The organism is Paracoccus sp. R86501 (assembly GCF_042466435.1).
Taxonomy (GTDB): domain Bacteria; phylum Pseudomonadota; class Alphaproteobacteria; order Rhodobacterales; family Rhodobacteraceae; genus Paracoccus.
This window is the reverse complement of record NZ_JAXHPZ010000001.1, coordinates 1,464,844-1,478,185: the sequence shown is the minus strand read 5'-3', so window position 1 is coordinate 1,478,185 and position 13,342 is coordinate 1,464,844. Positions and strand designations below refer to the sequence as shown.

The following is a 13,342-nucleotide window of genomic DNA, read 5'->3' as shown; positions in this document are numbered from 1 at the left end:
GGCGATCAAAATGGCGCGATGGCGCCGCGAAGGACATGAGGGGCAGATGGCACGGGGAATTCTGACAGGCGCGGTTCATGGCGCACTGCTGGGTGCGGTGGCATTGGCGGGCCTGTCGCTGTTGGCGCCCTTGCCGCAGCCTGACGGCACGGCGCCCGTTCTTACCGTTCCTGATGACGGGGCAACCCCGTCAGGGCGGATGGATCTGCCGGTGGGGTCCGAATTCGGGCGGGCGGGTGATGTCGCACCCCGCGCGCCGACACCGATCCGCCCCACCGACAGCGACCGCGCGTCCGAGCCGGTGGCCGTGACCGCCCCCGTGGCCGAACCCGCCCCACGCCCCGTGACCGACGACAACGCCCGGCCCGATGCGCTGGCGGGCGACCGGATTCCGGCTCAGAGCCAACCCGCGCCCGCCGATGCCGCACCCGAGCTGCAGCTGCCGGGGGTTGCCGCCGATGCGCCGATGTCGCGCAGCCTGCCGGGGCTGGCGGTTGACGCTCCGCAGGACAGCCTGCCCAGCCTTGCGGCCATTCCCGATGCCCAAGACGCACTGCCCGATCCCGCCCCGGCCATGCCCGCACCCGGGCTGGACCTGTCGCTCCCCCCCGATCTGACCGATCTGCGCAAGATGGAACGCAACTGAGATGACCTTGATCAACCCTGCCTTGGCCGCCACATTCGCCCCGCCCGTGATGGAGGCCCGCCGCTGGCTGGAGGGCGTGACATTTGCGCCCGACCGCCCTCTGATCAACGTCAGTCAGGCCGCCCCCGTCGATGCACCGCCCCTTGGCTTGCGCCAGGCCATCGCCGAAGCCGCCCTGAACCGCCCCGAGGCGCATCTCTATGGGCCGGTTCTGGGCAATTCGGACCTGCGCGACGCGGTGGCGGCGCGATTTTCCGCAGCCTATGGCGGAACGTTGACGGGCGGGAATGTGGCGATCACCCAAGGCTGCAATCAGGCGTTCTGTGCTGCAATGGCGACGCTGGCCGGGGCGGGCGATCAGGTGATCGTGCCGACGCCCTGGTACTTCAATCACAAGATGTGGCTGGACATGTCGGGCGTGCAGACGGTCCCCTTGCCCTGCGGCGATGCCATGCTGCCCGATCCCGAACATGCCCGCGCCCTGATCACGCCGCGGACCCGTGCCATCGTGCTGGTGACGCCGAACAACCCGTCGGGCGCGGAATATCCGGCCGATCTGGTGGGGCGGTTCTTTGATCTGGCGCAGAGCCATGGCATCGCGCTGGTCGTGGACGAAACCTATCGCGATTTCGACAGCCGCACGGGCGCGCCCCACGACCTGTTCCAGCGGCCCGATTGGGACGATACGCTGATCCAGCTGTACAGCTTTTCCAAGGCCTATCGCCTGACGGGACATCGCGTGGGTGCGTTGGTCGCGGGCCATGAACGTCTGGCGCAGGTCGAGAAGTTTCTGGATACGGTGGCGATTTCCCCGGCGCAGCTTGGGCAGGTGGGGGCGGTCTGGGGGCTGGCCAATCTGGACGACTGGCTGGCCGGTGAACGGGCCGAGATCCTGGCCCGCCGCCATGCCACGCAAACCGCCCTGGCCGATCTGTCGGGATGGAGGCTGAAAAGTGCGGGCGCCTATTTCGCTTGGGTGGAACATCCGTTCGACGAAAGCTCGGTCGATCTGGCGCGACGGATGGTGGCGCAGATCGGCGTGCTGGCGCTGCCCGGAACGATGTTCACCCCGGATGACGATGCTTCGGGTCGGCGGCACCTGCGGTTGGCCTTTGCCAATGTCGATGCCGACGGGATTGCGGAATTGGCACGCCGGCTGGCGCAGCTGCAGGCCTGATCCACTTGTGGCGCGGGGCGCGGCGTCCTAAAGACGGTCAAGACACGACCACGAGGAAGGCCGCGCCATGTCACAGCTGCGAACCAAGGGCAAATCGACCATCGTCTGGATCCTTCTGGGTCTGATGATCCTGGGGCTGGGGGGCTTTGGCGTCACCAGCTTTTCGGGGGGCACGACCGAGGTCGGCTCGGTCGGGGATACCAAGATCACTGCGGATGAATACGCCCGCGCCCTGCAGAACGAGATGCGTAGCCTGTCGCAGCAGACCGGCCAGCAGATCACCATGGCGCAGGCCCAGCAGATGGGTTTGCCCGCAATGGTTCAGGGCCAGTTGATCGGCGCTGCCGCCCTTGCCGAACAGGCGCGCCGTATCGGCGTGTCGGTTGGTGACGAAAAGGTCGCGCAGACGATCATGCAGGCCGGCGCCTTCCAAGGCCCCAACGGCAAGTTCGACCGCACCGCCTATTCCGAGATCCTGCGCCGCGAACGCCTGACCGAAGCGGATTTCGAAGGCACCGTGCGCAATGATGAATCCCGCCTGATCCTGCAGCGCGCTGTCGCCAATGGCGTCACGGCCCCTGCGCCGATGGTCGACCAGACCTCGCGCTGGCTGCTGCAAACTCGCGATTTCGCATGGCGCGAGCTGACCGAGGATGATCTGGCCCAGCCCATCGCCGATCCCGACGAGGCGGCTCTGAAGGCCTGGCACGAGGCAAACGGCGATCGCTTTACCGCGCCCGAGACCCGCAAGATCAGCTATGCCTGGATCAATCCCGACATGCTGTCGGGCGAAGTCGAGCTGGACGATGCTGCCCTGCGCGACGTCTATGACCGAAACATCGACCAGTTCCAGCGCCCCGAGCGTCGGATGGTCGGCCGCCTTGTTTTCCCCACCGAAGCCGATGCACAGGCCGCGCGTGACCAGATCGACGCGGGCGACAAACCCTTCGAGGCTTTCGTCATCGATCGCGGCCTGACGCTGGACGACATCGACTTGGGTGAAGTTGCGCGCACTGAGCTGGGGCAGGCCGCCGATGCCGTCTTTGCCGCCGAACAGCCCGGCGTCGTGGGCCCGGTGCAGACCGACCTTGGACCTGCGCTGTTTTCCGTGAATGCGATCCTTGATCCGGTCGATATCTCGTTCGAGGACGCACGCGACGATCTGCGCGGCGAAGCGGCCCTCAGCCGCGCCGCGCGTCAGATCCAGGACCGCGCGCCCGATTACGAAGACCTGCTGGCCGGCGGTGCCACGCTGGAGGAACTGGCAGATGAAACCGATCTGAAGCTGGGGCAGGTGGATTGGACCGCCGAGGGCAACCCCGAAGAAGGCAGCATCGCCGGATACGAGGCCTTCCGCGAACGCGCCGCCGATATCACCGCCAGCGATTTCCCGCAGTTGTACGAACTGGCCGATGGTGGCGTCTTTGCCATGCGTCTGGACGAAATCGTGCCGCCGACGCTGAAGCCCTTCGATGAGGTTCAGGACGACGTTCTGGCCGATTGGAAACAGGCCGAACTGCAACGTCGTCTGCTGGATCTGGCGTCCGAACAGCGTCTGGCCGCGGTTGCCAAGACCTCGCCCGGGGCCGATGCGGAACCGCAGGCCGAAGCGCCCGAAGAAACCGCCGCCGTCGAATGGAACAGCGAAACCGACATGTCGCGCAGCGACTACATGCGTGGCCTGCCGCCGCAGATCCTGTCTCAGGCCTTCACCATGGCCGAGCCGGGCGATGTCGGCGTCGTCGATGCGGGCGACCGGGTCTTCGTACTGCGGCTGGACCAGATCTCGGACGCGGATCTGTCAACCGATGATGCGGTGCAGATCGTCAACACGGTGCAATCGCGCCTGAACCAGTCCCTGCAGGGTGACATCTTCGATTATTACGCCCGCCACGTGCAGCGCAATTCCAAGGTGCAGATCAACCAGCAGGCCATCAACGCCATCAACGCGCAGGTTCAGTAATGCAGCTGACGCCCGACTTCGACGCCTTTCAGGCCCAATGGGCCGCGGGCCACAACCAGCTGGTGACCATCCGGCTGGCCGCCGATCTTGATACGCCCGTCAGCCTGATGCTGAAGCTGGCCGAGGCCGCGCCGCAGAGCTTCATGCTGGAATCCGTGACAGGGGGCGAGGTTCGCGGTCGCTACTCTATCGTGGGCATGAAGCCTGATCTGGTCTGGGAATGCCGCAATGGCAAGGCGCGGATCAACCGGCAAGCACGCTTCACCGAAGATTATCAGGACGATCCGCGCCCCGCGCTGGACAGCCTTCGCGCCCTGATCGCCGAAAGCCGGATCGAGACCATGCCCGAGGGCGTGCCGCCCGTCGCCGCCGGTCTGTTCGGCTATCTGGGATACGACATGATCCGGCTGGTCGAGGATCTGCCGGATGTGAACCCCGATCCCTTGGATACGCCGGACGCGATGATGATGCGCCCCTCGGTCGTGGCGGTGCTGGACGGCGTCAAGGGCGAGGTGACGCTTTGCGCGCCCGCGTGGCACGACGGCAATGACAACGCCCGCGCTGCCTATGCGCGGGCCGCCGAACGGGTCATGGATGCGCTGCGGTCATTGGACCGCCAACCGACCGAGCCGCGCGCCTTGGGCGACGACATGCAGATCGGCGCGCCGGTTTCCAACTTCGCCAAGCCGGATTATCTGGCAGCGGTCGAAAAGGCCAAGGAATACATCCGCGCGGGCGACATCTTCCAGGTTGTTCCCAGCCAACGTTGGCGGCTGGATTTCCCGCTGCCGCCCTTTGCGCTCTATCGCAGTCTGCGCCGCACCAACCCGTCGCCCTTTATGTTCTTCCTGAACATGGGCAGCTTCCAGATCGTCGGGGCCAGTCCTGAAATTCTGGTGCGCCTGCGCGACGGTGAAGTGACGATCCGTCCCATCGCAGGCACCCGCCCGCGTGGCGCCGACGAAGCGCAGGATCGCGCGTTGGAGGCCGATCTGCTGGGCGACCAGAAGGAACTGGCCGAGCATCTGATGCTGCTGGATCTGGGGCGCAACGATGTGGGTCGCGTCGCCAAGCCCGGCACCGTTCGACCGACCGAGAAATTCGTGATCGAGCGCTACAGCCACGTGATGCATATCGTGTCGAACGTGGTTGGCGAATTGCGCGATGGTGAGGATGCCTTGTCGGCGCTGTTGGCTGGCCTGCCGGCGGGCACGGTGTCCGGTGCGCCCAAAGTCCGCGCCATGGAGATCATCGACGAATTGGAGCCGGAAAAGCGCGGCGTCTATGGCGGTGCGGTCGGATATTTCGCAGCAAACGGTGAAATGGACATGTGCATCGCGCTGCGGACCGGCGTGGTCAAGGATCAGGCGCTGTATATCCAGGCTGGCGGCGGCGTCGTCTATGACAGCGACCCCGAGGCCGAGTTCGAAGAAACGATGAACAAAAGCCGCGCCCTGCAACGCGCCGCCGAAGCCGCTGCGCAGTTCGTTCGCGGCAATTCCTGAACAGCTTCCGGTTGAAAAGCGTATGAAGAAAGGCGGCCCCGAAAGGCCGCCTTTTTCAGTCTGCAATGGCGTGAAGCCGGTAAACCGATTAATTCGCGGGTGCGGTTTCTTCTTCGGTTTCCATGTCGGTGGCTGCATCGCCATCCATGTCACCGTCCATATCGGTATCCATGTGGTCGTCACCGTGTTCGGCTTCCATGGCGTTCTCGGTTGCCACCGGCACGCCTTCGGCCATGCCTTCTTCAGCCATCGGCTCGGCGGCGGGTTCGGTTGCCATCGTGTCGGTCGCGGCAGGGTCAGTGGCCATATCACCTTCGGCAGCCATGTCGCCTGCAGCAGCTTCGCGGTCACGGAAGACGTATTCCGGAGCGGCATCCGCTTCTTCAGTGGTCAGATCGGTGGTGATTTCCTGTGCGTCGGAGTTCACGGTCAGATCGGTCCACGGCAGGGCGATTTGCTTTTCACCCATGCCCAGGAAGCCGCCGACGCCAATGATGGCTGCCTTCATCTCACCGGTTTCGCTGTCAACGATCAGATCGTTGATGTCACCGATGCTTTCACCCTCGGGCGAGGTGACCGAGGTGCCGGTGATCCAATCAACGCGCCATTCGTTTTCGGCCTGCTGCTGTTCGACTTTTTCGGCGGCCGAGGCAGCGGCAGCTGCTTCGTCTGCATCGGCGTTTTCCATCGCAGGGTCGGCTGCGGGATCAGCCATCGTATCCGTGCCTTCGGTTTCCATCGGCGCGGTTTCGGTCTGCTCCATCGCGGGATCGGTAGCCGGTTCGGCTTCCTGTGCGAAAGCGGCGCCGAAGGTCATCGGCAGGGCAATGGCGGTGGTCAAAAGAAGATTACGCATAGTGTCCTCCTGGTTTTCCATTTGCGGGCTGCCTCTGCATCCCGCGATTGAATGCACAATGCGCAGATCAGGAAAGAGGTTCCCCGCCGAAACGGGTTCGACGGGGAGCGGACATGCAAGTCTTTGTGATGGAACTTTTAGTCTTCGCCGCGGAACGGCTGGACGTATTGCAGGGCCATGTCCCAAGGGAAATAGATCCAGGTATCCTGGCTGACCTCGGTGACATAGCTGTTCACCATCGGCTTGCCCTTGGGCTTGGCATAGACGGTGGCCATATGCGCCTTGGGATACATCTCGCGGATCAGTTCCAGCGTGCGTCCGCTGTCGACCAGATCGTCGACGACCAGAATGCCGTCGCCATCGCCCATCAGTTCGGGATCGGGCTTCTTCAGCACCGTCAGCCCCGATTGTTCCTGCTTGTGATACGACTTCACGCTGATCGTGTCGATCGTGCGGATGTCCAGCTCACGCGCGACGATCATCGCGGGGACCAGGCCGCCACGGGTGACGGCCAGAACGGCGCGCCATTCCTGTTCCTCCATCCGCCAGGCCAAGGCGCGGGCGTCGCGGTGCAGCTGGTCCCAGCTGATGTGAAAACCTTTTTCGTGGGGCAGACGATCCGTCATGCGTCTTTTTCCTTCCTCAGGGATTCAGAACCAGCGACATGCCCAGCAATGCGATTGCCAGGCCCGCCCCGCGGTCGATCCAGAACTTCGTGGCAAGATAACGGTCCCGCAACCACGGCAGCGCCATCAAACAGGCCAGTGCGGTATAGAATAACAGCTCGACCGACAAGGCTGTCAGATAGATTGTCCCCCTGTCGGCGATGCTTAGCGCGGCCGGGAAGATCGACAGCAACACTGCCGAATAGAAAAGCGCCGGCTTGGGGTTCGACAGGTTCAGCACCATTCCCGAAAAAAGACCGGGCCTGCCCTTGGCCGATGCGCCGTCGGGCATGGGATCGGCCGCGTGGCGCCACATCTTGGCCGCGATCCACAGCAGATAGAGCCCCCCGCCAGCCGCATCAGCGTCAGCGTCCATGGCATGAGGCGGAAGATCACCGTCAGCCCCAGCAGCGCGAACAGGCACCAGACCGAGGCACCGATCGCCAGACCCCAGCCATAGGGCATGGCATTGCGGCGGCCATGGGCGAAGGTGCCTTGGCTGATCGCGATGACGCCGGGGCCGGGGGAGAGGATCGCCAGCGACAGCGTCGCCACGAAAATGCCAAGCTGGTCGGCCGAGATGGTGATCATGCCCGGCCGCCCCTTCGCGTCGTCAGTCTTTTTTGACGGTGGCGATGTCGGGCGCGTCGACGGCCTTCATGCCCACGACGTGATAGCCCGCATCGACATGATGCGTTTCACCGGTGACGCCGGCACCAAGGCGCGACAGCAGGTACAGCGCGGAATTTCCGACGTCCTCCTGCGTGACATTGCGACGCAAGGGCGAATTCAGTTCGTTCCACTTCATGATATAGCGGAAGTCGCCGATGCCCGATGCGGCCAGCGTCTTGATCGGACCGGCGCTGATGGCGTTGACACGGATGTTGTCCTTGCCGAAATCCTCGGCCAGGTAGCGGACCGATGCTTCCAGCGCGGCCTTGGCGACACCCATGACGTTGTAATGCGGCATGACGCGTTCGGCACCGTAATAGGTCAGCGTCAGCATCGAACCGCCATCCGTCATCATCGCAGCAGCCCGACGGGCAACGGCGGTGAAGGAATAGACGGAAATATCCATCGTCATCAGGAAGTTGTCGCGCGTGGTTTCAGCATAGCGCCCGCGCAGCTGTTCCTTGTCGGAAAAGCCGATTGCGTGGACGATGAAGTCCAGCTTGTCCCATTGCGCGGCCAGATCGCCGAACAACTGGTCGATGGATTCGCCGTTCGACACGTCGCAGGGCAGCACCATATCCGAGCCAAGCTGGGCTGCCAGCGGGTTGACGCGCTTCTTCAGCGACTCGCCCTGATAGCTGAATGCCAGTTCGGCACCCTCGGCCGCCAATGCCTTCGCGATGCCCCAGGCAATCGACTTGTCATTGGCCAATCCCATGATCAGACCGCGCTTGCCGGCCATCAGGCCTGACCTCTGCTCGCTTGACATGTCCCGTCCCTCGCGCTTTCAACCGTTCCAGCGGTGATTATGCCGTTTACCCTGCCGCATCAAGCACAAGGAACGGATGATGACAGATCGGACCGGAATCTTTGCGGGGGATGACCCTTTTGACATCACCCGCGCATGGCTTGCCGAAGCGCAAGAGAGCGAGATCAACGATCCCAACGCCATCGCGCTGTTGACGGTCGACGTTGATGGCATGCCCGATACGCGGATGGTCCTGCTGAAGGACATCGACGGGCAGGCGCAGGACGGATCCTTCGTCTTCTATACCAATTACGACAGTGCCAAGGGCCGTCAGCTCAGCGCGACGGGCAAGGCGTCATTCGTGATGCACTGGAAGTCACTGCGCCGTCAGATCCGGGTGCGCGGCACCGTCACCCGCGAAGAGGGACCGCAGGCCGACGCCTATTACAACAGCCGCGCATTGAAGAGCAGACTGGGCGCTTGGGCATCACCACAGTCGCAGCCCCTGGAAAATCGTGCGGCGCTGGTGGCGACTGTCGCAAAAGTGTCATTGAAGCATGGTACCACCCCCGACCGCCCGCCGTTCTGGGGTGGTTTCCGAATCAGTCCGACCCAGATCGAGTTCTGGGCCGATGGCGCATTTCGGCTGCACGACCGCTTTGTCTGGGCCAGACAGGCGGAAGGTCGCTGGAAAGTCACGCGTTTGGCACCGTAAGCTTGACGAATGTGATGCATCGGCCAAGATGAAGGAACTTGGTTGGTCGCTCTGCCCGGGTGGTGGTATTTTGTTGTAGTCCGATTAAGGCGGTCCTAATGTCCGCTCAAATTGGCATTTCGTGGAAATTGCAGACGATGACTGAAGATTCTGGCCTGACGCTCGTAACCGGACTGGTAAAGTGGTTCGACGCGACCAAGGGCTATGGTTTCATCGTGAACGACAGTGGTGGAGAAGACATTCTTCTGCACGCTAATGTCTTGCGCAATTTCGGACGCAGTTCGGTCGCGGATCAGTCCCGCGTCGTCGTGCTGGTCCAGGCCACCAAACGTGGCACCCAAGCCGCCGAGGTCGTTTCGATCGAACCGCCTGTGACGGATGGTCTGCCGCCGATCGCCGATCTGGACCCCGAAGTCATCGAACATATGGACAGCCTGCCGCTTCGACCGGCACGGGTGAAGTGGTTCGACAAAAGCAAGGGCTTCGGGTTTGCAAACATCTTCGGACATCCTGAGGATGTATTTATACATATCGAGGTTGTCCGCCATTCCGGTTTTGCAGACCTTGCAATCGGCGAGGCGATTTGTCTGCGCGTCATCGAAGGTCCGCGCGGTCTGATGGCCGCCCAGGTGGCATCCTGGGATAACGCCGTTCCTTCAACCACGCAGGAACTCAAGGCCGACATCCGCGAAGACATGCAAGACGCCGAATTCCTTGCCCATGTTGCTGAATAGGCTTGCGGCAATTGCCTTTGCCACCCTGCTTTGTGGGGGGCAGACGGCCTGGGCACAGGGCAGTTGCGCGGCCGATCTGGCTTTGATTCGTCTGAATGATCAGCAGGTTCTGTCCTTTGACATCGAAGTCGTCGATACCCCCGAATCGCGCGCGCAGGGGTTGATGTATCGCAAGGATGTGCCGCCGGGGACGGGGATGCTGTTCATCTATGAACAACCGCAGCGCGTCAGCTTCTGGATGCGCAACACGCTGGTGCCGTTGGACATGGTGTTTCTGGATGCCAGCGGCGTGATTCGCCATATCCACCCGAACGCCCGCCCGTTGGACGAAACCCCGGTGCCGGGCGCGTTGATCGGCGATCCGCATCCTGACCGTCTGATGGTGCTTGAAATTGCAGGCGGCGAGGCGGCCCGTCTGGGGCTGGCCGACGGGCAGGCGCTGGCGCATCCGGCACTTGATCAGGACGCGGCTGAATTTCCCTGCAGCTAGGCCTTTTCACCGCCGCATCAATCGTCTAAAGCAAAGCTGTCGGGGCGTAGCGCAGCCTGGTAGCGCGACGGTTTTGGGTACCGTAGGTCGGAGGTTCGAATCCTCTCGCCCCGACCACTTTCGGATCTGCCGGGCGGCCATCTGGCCCCGCATCCGTGACAATCGCACCGCAGAAACGCACCGCAGAAACCAAATGAGGGCATCATGCTTTGGGGCATTCGAGAGCTGATGAAACCGGCACTCTCCGTGGTCGAGATGATCCCAGACGTTCATCGCACCCCGGCGCTGGCGGCCCTGCGCAAGGCAGCGCATGAAGGCCGCGCGGGCAATCTTCGCCTGACGCCCGATGATAAGGATCTGGCCTTTTTTGACGGACAGGTTGCCTTGACCTCGCCCATTGGGGCGCGGCTGCTGATGGCGCTTTACCAGCAGGGGCGCATCAAGCTGAAAAAGCCCGCCGCCAAGAAACTGCCGACGCTTGCCGCCTATATCGAAACCGAAACTGCCTTCCGCGCCGCGGTCCGGCGGCTGCTGGACGAAGATGACGCCCGCCGCGACCGCCTTGCCGCCATCATCGCCGACCCGACCTGTGCGACGCCGGACGAGATCACGCCTCAGCTGATCGACAAGGTCGCCACCGCGCAACTGGGTCACGGCGTGATGGGGCAGGTGACCATCGCCGGGCTGACGGCCCATCGTGGGTTTGGCGCCCCGACCGACGACGATGCGCGAACGCTGCAGGACAGTCGCGTCATTTGCTGGTGGATCGGTGCCGACGGACAGCGGCAGGGCGACCGCGACTGAGGGGCGCAGGGGATGGCGCCGCTTGGGCTTCACCCCGCGCCCATTCACCGCTAAGACGGTGCGAACATGTCCCAACCAATTGCGAAGGCGCACGCTATGGCCGACGATCTGCTGAACAGCTTCAAGACCGGACCCGATGATCAGGGCCGCTTCGGCATCTATGGCGGCCGTTTCGTCAGTGAAACGCTGATGCCGCTGATCCTGGAGCTGGAGGCCGAATACGAACGCGCCAAGGTCGATCCGGCCTTTGCCGCGCAGATGGACGACCTGTGGACGCATTACGTCGGCAGGCCCTCGCCGCTGTATTACGCCGAACGCCTGACCGAACATCTTGGCGGCGCGAAGATCTATATGAAGCGGGATGAGCTGAACCACACCGGCGCGCATAAGATCAACAACGTGCTGGGCCAGATCCTGCTGGCGATCCGCATGGGCAAGACCCGGATCATCGCGGAAACCGGCGCGGGGCAGCATGGGGTGGCGACGGCGACCGTCTGCGCGCGCTTCGGTCTGAAGTGCATCGTCTATATGGGCGCGCATGATGTCGAGCGTCAGGCCCCGAACGTCTTCCGCATGCGCCTGCTGGGTGCCGAGGTGGTGCCGGTCACCAGCGGTCGCGGCACGCTGAAAGATGCGATGAACGATGCGCTGCGCGATTGGGTGACCAATGTCCGCGACACCTTCTACTGCATCGGCACCGTTGCCGGTCCGCATCCCTATCCGGCGATGGTCCGCGATTTCCAGTCGATCATCGGCAAGGAGGTCCGCGAACAGATCATGCCGCGCGAAGGCCGTTTGCCCGACACTTTGGTGGCGGCCATCGGTGGCGGGTCGAACGCGATGGGGCTGTTCTATCCCTTCCTCGACGACAAGGAGGTCGGCATCATCGGCGTCGAAGCCGGTGGCAAGGGCGTCGACGACCGGATGGAGCATTGCGCCAGCCTCTCGGGCGGTCGTGCGGGAGTGCTGCATGGCAACCGCACCTATCTGTTGCAGGACGATGACGGGCAGATCCTTGAAGGGCACTCGATCAGCGCAGGTTTGGACTATCCGGGCATCGGGCCCGAGCATGCCTGGCTGAAGGACATGGGTCGCGCCGAATATGTCAGCATCACCGATGACGAAGCCCTTGCGGCCTTCCAGATGTGCTGTGCGCAGGAAGGCATCATTCCGGCGCTGGAACCCAGCCACGCCCTGGCCCATGTCATCAAGATCGCACCCGATCTGCCCGCCGACCATATCATCGTGATGAACATGTGCGGTCGTGGGGATAAGGATATCTTCACCGTCGCCAAACATCTGGGCGTCGAAATCAACACCTGAGGAACAGGGGGCTTCGGCCCCATTTTTCAACGGCTTAGCAGCAGGATGTTCAGGTCGGATTCAAGATGCGGCAGGGGCATCAGGATGCGGGCCGTATCGGGGGAGGTCACCTCGACCATTCCGACATCGGGAACGACCTGCGGCATGGCCGTCGGGTCCACCTGTTCGGGAAGATCGGCGTAATCGGCTGGCGTATCCCCCGCGACATAGGCCGTTCCCAGATAGATCAGATCATCGTCGATCACCCCGATCCGTCCGGTGCTGCGTTGCGATCCGGTCAGCTTGTCGAAGTCTCCGTTTTGGGTGATGCGACAGGTGAAGGGTGAATAGACCACCAGCGGCAGATCGCGCCCCATCTTGAGCATCCGGCAGGTCCAATCGCCGGGCAGGACCGAGGTCGCCTCGCCCAAGGGCAGGGGCGCACCCGACAGGCCCTGCGTCAGGACACCAAGGTCCGCCTTATCCGCAATTGCCATCGCCCGCCGCAGGGTCAGGCCTGCAACCTGATCCAGACGTTCGAGTCGCAGGGCATCGTCGGGCCGGATGTCGGCGGACATGTCGGGCTGAAACGCCGTCGCCTGCGTGGCGATCAGCGTGGCCGCGATGATCGCGGCGTCAAGGCGTGCCGGTTTCCGCATGACGTTTCAACAGTTCCAACGGGATGACATCAAGGGCGCGCTGGTGGGTCGAATTCAGCACCACCCTAGGCGCCGCGAATTCCTGCGCCGCCTGCAGAAAGCGACTGGCGCAGAGACACCAGCGGTCGCCGGCCTTCAGCCCCGGAAAGCCGAACTCGGGTCGTGGCGTCGTCAGGTCGTTGCCCAGATAGCGCGACATGGCTAGGAATTCATCGGTCAGGATCACGCAGACGGTGTGGCTGCCCTGATCCTCGGGGCCGGTATCGCAGCAGCCGTTGCGGTAAAATCCGGTCGTCGGACTGGTCGAGCAGGGTTGAAGTTCCTGCCCAAGGACGTTCAGTGATGGTTCCACGCGCACACCTTCCTTTTCGGACAGCCTAAGGCCGGGACCAGATTTGCGAAAGCC

The 13,342-nt window shown here is 63.2% G+C and carries 14 protein-coding genes, 1 tRNA gene and 1 pseudogene; 10 read left to right on the top strand and 6 right to left on the bottom strand.

Going from position 1 to position 13,342, the window contains the following annotated elements:
* Positions 1 to 46: 46 nt before the first annotated feature.
* From SJY40_RS07205 to trpE, 4 genes are all read left to right on the top strand, one after another.
* Complete coding sequence (locus SJY40_RS07205; protein WP_378944367.1) at positions 47 to 646, top strand: hypothetical protein; 600 nt, start codon at positions 47 to 49, stop codon at positions 644 to 646.
* Position 647: 1 nt separating this feature from the next.
* Positions 648 to 1,823 (top strand): aminotransferase, encoded by a 1,176-nt coding sequence (locus SJY40_RS07200; protein WP_378944365.1) that lies wholly within the window; start codon positions 648 to 650, stop codon positions 1,821 to 1,823.
* Between the two features lie 67 nt (positions 1,824 to 1,890).
* On the top strand, positions 1,891 to 3,786 hold the full coding sequence (locus SJY40_RS07195; protein ID WP_378944362.1) for a SurA N-terminal domain-containing protein: 1,896 nt from the start codon (positions 1,891 to 1,893) through the stop codon (positions 3,784 to 3,786).
* Positions 3,786 to 5,291, top strand: coding sequence for an anthranilate synthase component I (trpE, locus tag SJY40_RS07190; protein WP_378944359.1), 1,506 nt, complete (start codon positions 3,786 to 3,788; stop codon positions 5,289 to 5,291). The genes SJY40_RS07195 and trpE overlap by 1 nt, the downstream gene beginning before the upstream one ends.
* Positions 5,292 to 5,379: 88 nt before the next feature.
* On the opposite strand, the gene SJY40_RS07185 is transcribed toward trpE, so the two are convergent.
* The 4 genes and pseudogenes from SJY40_RS07185 to fabI all read right to left on the bottom strand — a co-directional run bounded on the left by SJY40_RS07185 (position 5,380) and on the right by fabI (position 8,253).
* Positions 5,380 to 6,147, bottom strand: a complete 768-nt coding sequence (locus tag SJY40_RS07185; RefSeq protein ID WP_378944357.1) for a PRC-barrel domain-containing protein — start codon at positions 6,145 to 6,147, stop codon at positions 5,380 to 5,382.
* A gap of 137 nt (positions 6,148 to 6,284) precedes the next feature.
* Positions 6,285 to 6,773, bottom strand: a complete 489-nt coding sequence (gene gpt, locus SJY40_RS07180) for a xanthine phosphoribosyltransferase (protein WP_378944354.1) — start codon at positions 6,771 to 6,773, stop codon at positions 6,285 to 6,287.
* A gap of 16 nt (positions 6,774 to 6,789) precedes the next feature.
* Positions 6,790 to 7,403, bottom strand: a pseudogene (locus tag SJY40_RS07175) (LysE family translocator).
* 22 nt (positions 7,404 to 7,425) lie between these two features.
* Positions 7,426 to 8,253, bottom strand: a complete 828-nt coding sequence (gene fabI, locus SJY40_RS07170) for an enoyl-ACP reductase FabI (protein ID WP_378944351.1) — start codon at positions 8,251 to 8,253, stop codon at positions 7,426 to 7,428.
* 79 nt (positions 8,254 to 8,332) lie between these two features.
* Here fabI and pdxH point away from each other — a divergent pair, with 79 nt between their 5' ends.
* The 6 genes from pdxH (at position 8,333) to trpB (ending at position 12,298) form a co-directional block, all read left to right on the top strand.
* A complete protein-coding gene (gene pdxH / locus SJY40_RS07165; protein ID WP_378944348.1) occupies positions 8,333 to 8,947 on the top strand; it encodes a pyridoxamine 5'-phosphate oxidase in 615 nt (204 codons plus the stop codon).
* A 137-nt stretch (positions 8,948 to 9,084) separates the two neighbouring features.
* Positions 9,085 to 9,681 (top strand): cold-shock protein, encoded by a 597-nt coding sequence (locus SJY40_RS07160; protein WP_378948311.1) that lies wholly within the window; start codon positions 9,085 to 9,087, stop codon positions 9,679 to 9,681.
* Positions 9,668 to 10,171 (top strand): DUF192 domain-containing protein, encoded by a 504-nt coding sequence (locus SJY40_RS07155; RefSeq protein ID WP_378944345.1) that lies wholly within the window; start codon positions 9,668 to 9,670, stop codon positions 10,169 to 10,171. Before SJY40_RS07160 ends, SJY40_RS07155 begins: the two co-directional genes overlap by 14 nt.
* 40 nt (positions 10,172 to 10,211) lie before the next feature.
* Positions 10,212 to 10,288, top strand: a tRNA-Pro gene (locus SJY40_RS07150).
* 111 nt (positions 10,289 to 10,399) lie between these two features.
* Positions 10,400 to 10,975 carry a hypothetical protein gene (locus SJY40_RS07145; protein ID WP_378944343.1) on the top strand — a complete coding sequence of 192 codons (576 nt, stop codon included), beginning with the start codon at positions 10,400 to 10,402 and terminating at the stop codon, positions 10,973 to 10,975.
* A 96-nt stretch (positions 10,976 to 11,071) separates the two neighbouring features.
* Complete coding sequence (gene trpB, locus SJY40_RS07140; protein ID WP_378944340.1) at positions 11,072 to 12,298, top strand: tryptophan synthase subunit beta; 1,227 nt, start codon at positions 11,072 to 11,074, stop codon at positions 12,296 to 12,298.
* A 26-nt stretch (positions 12,299 to 12,324) separates the two neighbouring features.
* Here trpB and SJY40_RS07135 read toward each other — a convergent pair whose 3' ends face one another.
* Both SJY40_RS07135 and SJY40_RS07130 read right to left on the bottom strand, forming a co-directional pair.
* Positions 12,325 to 12,936: a DUF4893 domain-containing protein gene (locus SJY40_RS07135; protein ID WP_378944338.1), complete on the bottom strand. Its 612-nt coding sequence runs from the start codon at positions 12,934 to 12,936 to the stop codon at positions 12,325 to 12,327.
* Positions 12,914 to 13,288, bottom strand: a complete 375-nt coding sequence (locus SJY40_RS07130) for a DUF2237 family protein (RefSeq protein ID WP_378944335.1) — start codon at positions 13,286 to 13,288, stop codon at positions 12,914 to 12,916. The genes SJY40_RS07135 and SJY40_RS07130 overlap by 23 nt, the downstream gene beginning before the upstream one ends.
* Positions 13,289 to 13,342: the final 54 nt, after the last annotated feature.

Bases quoted from the DNA above. Each gene is read 5' to 3' on its own strand.
- trpB (WP_378944340.1), top strand. From the start codon at position 11,072: ATGGCCGACGATCTGCTGAACAGCTTCAAGACCGGACCCGATGATCAG.
- fabI (WP_378944351.1), bottom strand. From the start codon at position 8,253: ATGTCAAGCGAGCAGAGGTCAGGCCTGATGGCCGGCAAGCGCGGTCTG.
- trpE (WP_378944359.1), top strand. From the start codon at position 3,786: ATGCAGCTGACGCCCGACTTCGACGCCTTTCAGGCCCAATGGGCCGCG.
- SJY40_RS07145 (WP_378944343.1), top strand. From the start codon at position 10,400: ATGAAACCGGCACTCTCCGTGGTCGAGATGATCCCAGACGTTCATCGC.
- SJY40_RS07160 (WP_378948311.1), top strand. From the start codon at position 9,085: ATGACTGAAGATTCTGGCCTGACGCTCGTAACCGGACTGGTAAAGTGG.
- pdxH (WP_378944348.1), top strand. From the start codon at position 8,333: ATGACAGATCGGACCGGAATCTTTGCGGGGGATGACCCTTTTGACATC.
- SJY40_RS07195 (WP_378944362.1), top strand. From the start codon at position 1,891: ATGTCACAGCTGCGAACCAAGGGCAAATCGACCATCGTCTGGATCCTT.
- SJY40_RS07155 (WP_378944345.1), top strand. From the start codon at position 9,668: ATGTTGCTGAATAGGCTTGCGGCAATTGCCTTTGCCACCCTGCTTTGT.
- SJY40_RS07135 (WP_378944338.1), bottom strand. From the start codon at position 12,936: ATGCGGAAACCGGCACGCCTTGACGCCGCGATCATCGCGGCCACGCTG.
- SJY40_RS07185 (WP_378944357.1), bottom strand. From the start codon at position 6,147: ATGCGTAATCTTCTTTTGACCACCGCCATTGCCCTGCCGATGACCTTC.
- SJY40_RS07200 (WP_378944365.1), top strand. From the start codon at position 648: ATGACCTTGATCAACCCTGCCTTGGCCGCCACATTCGCCCCGCCCGTG.
- gpt (WP_378944354.1), bottom strand. From the start codon at position 6,773: ATGACGGATCGTCTGCCCCACGAAAAAGGTTTTCACATCAGCTGGGAC.
- SJY40_RS07205 (WP_378944367.1), top strand. From the start codon at position 47: ATGGCACGGGGAATTCTGACAGGCGCGGTTCATGGCGCACTGCTGGGT.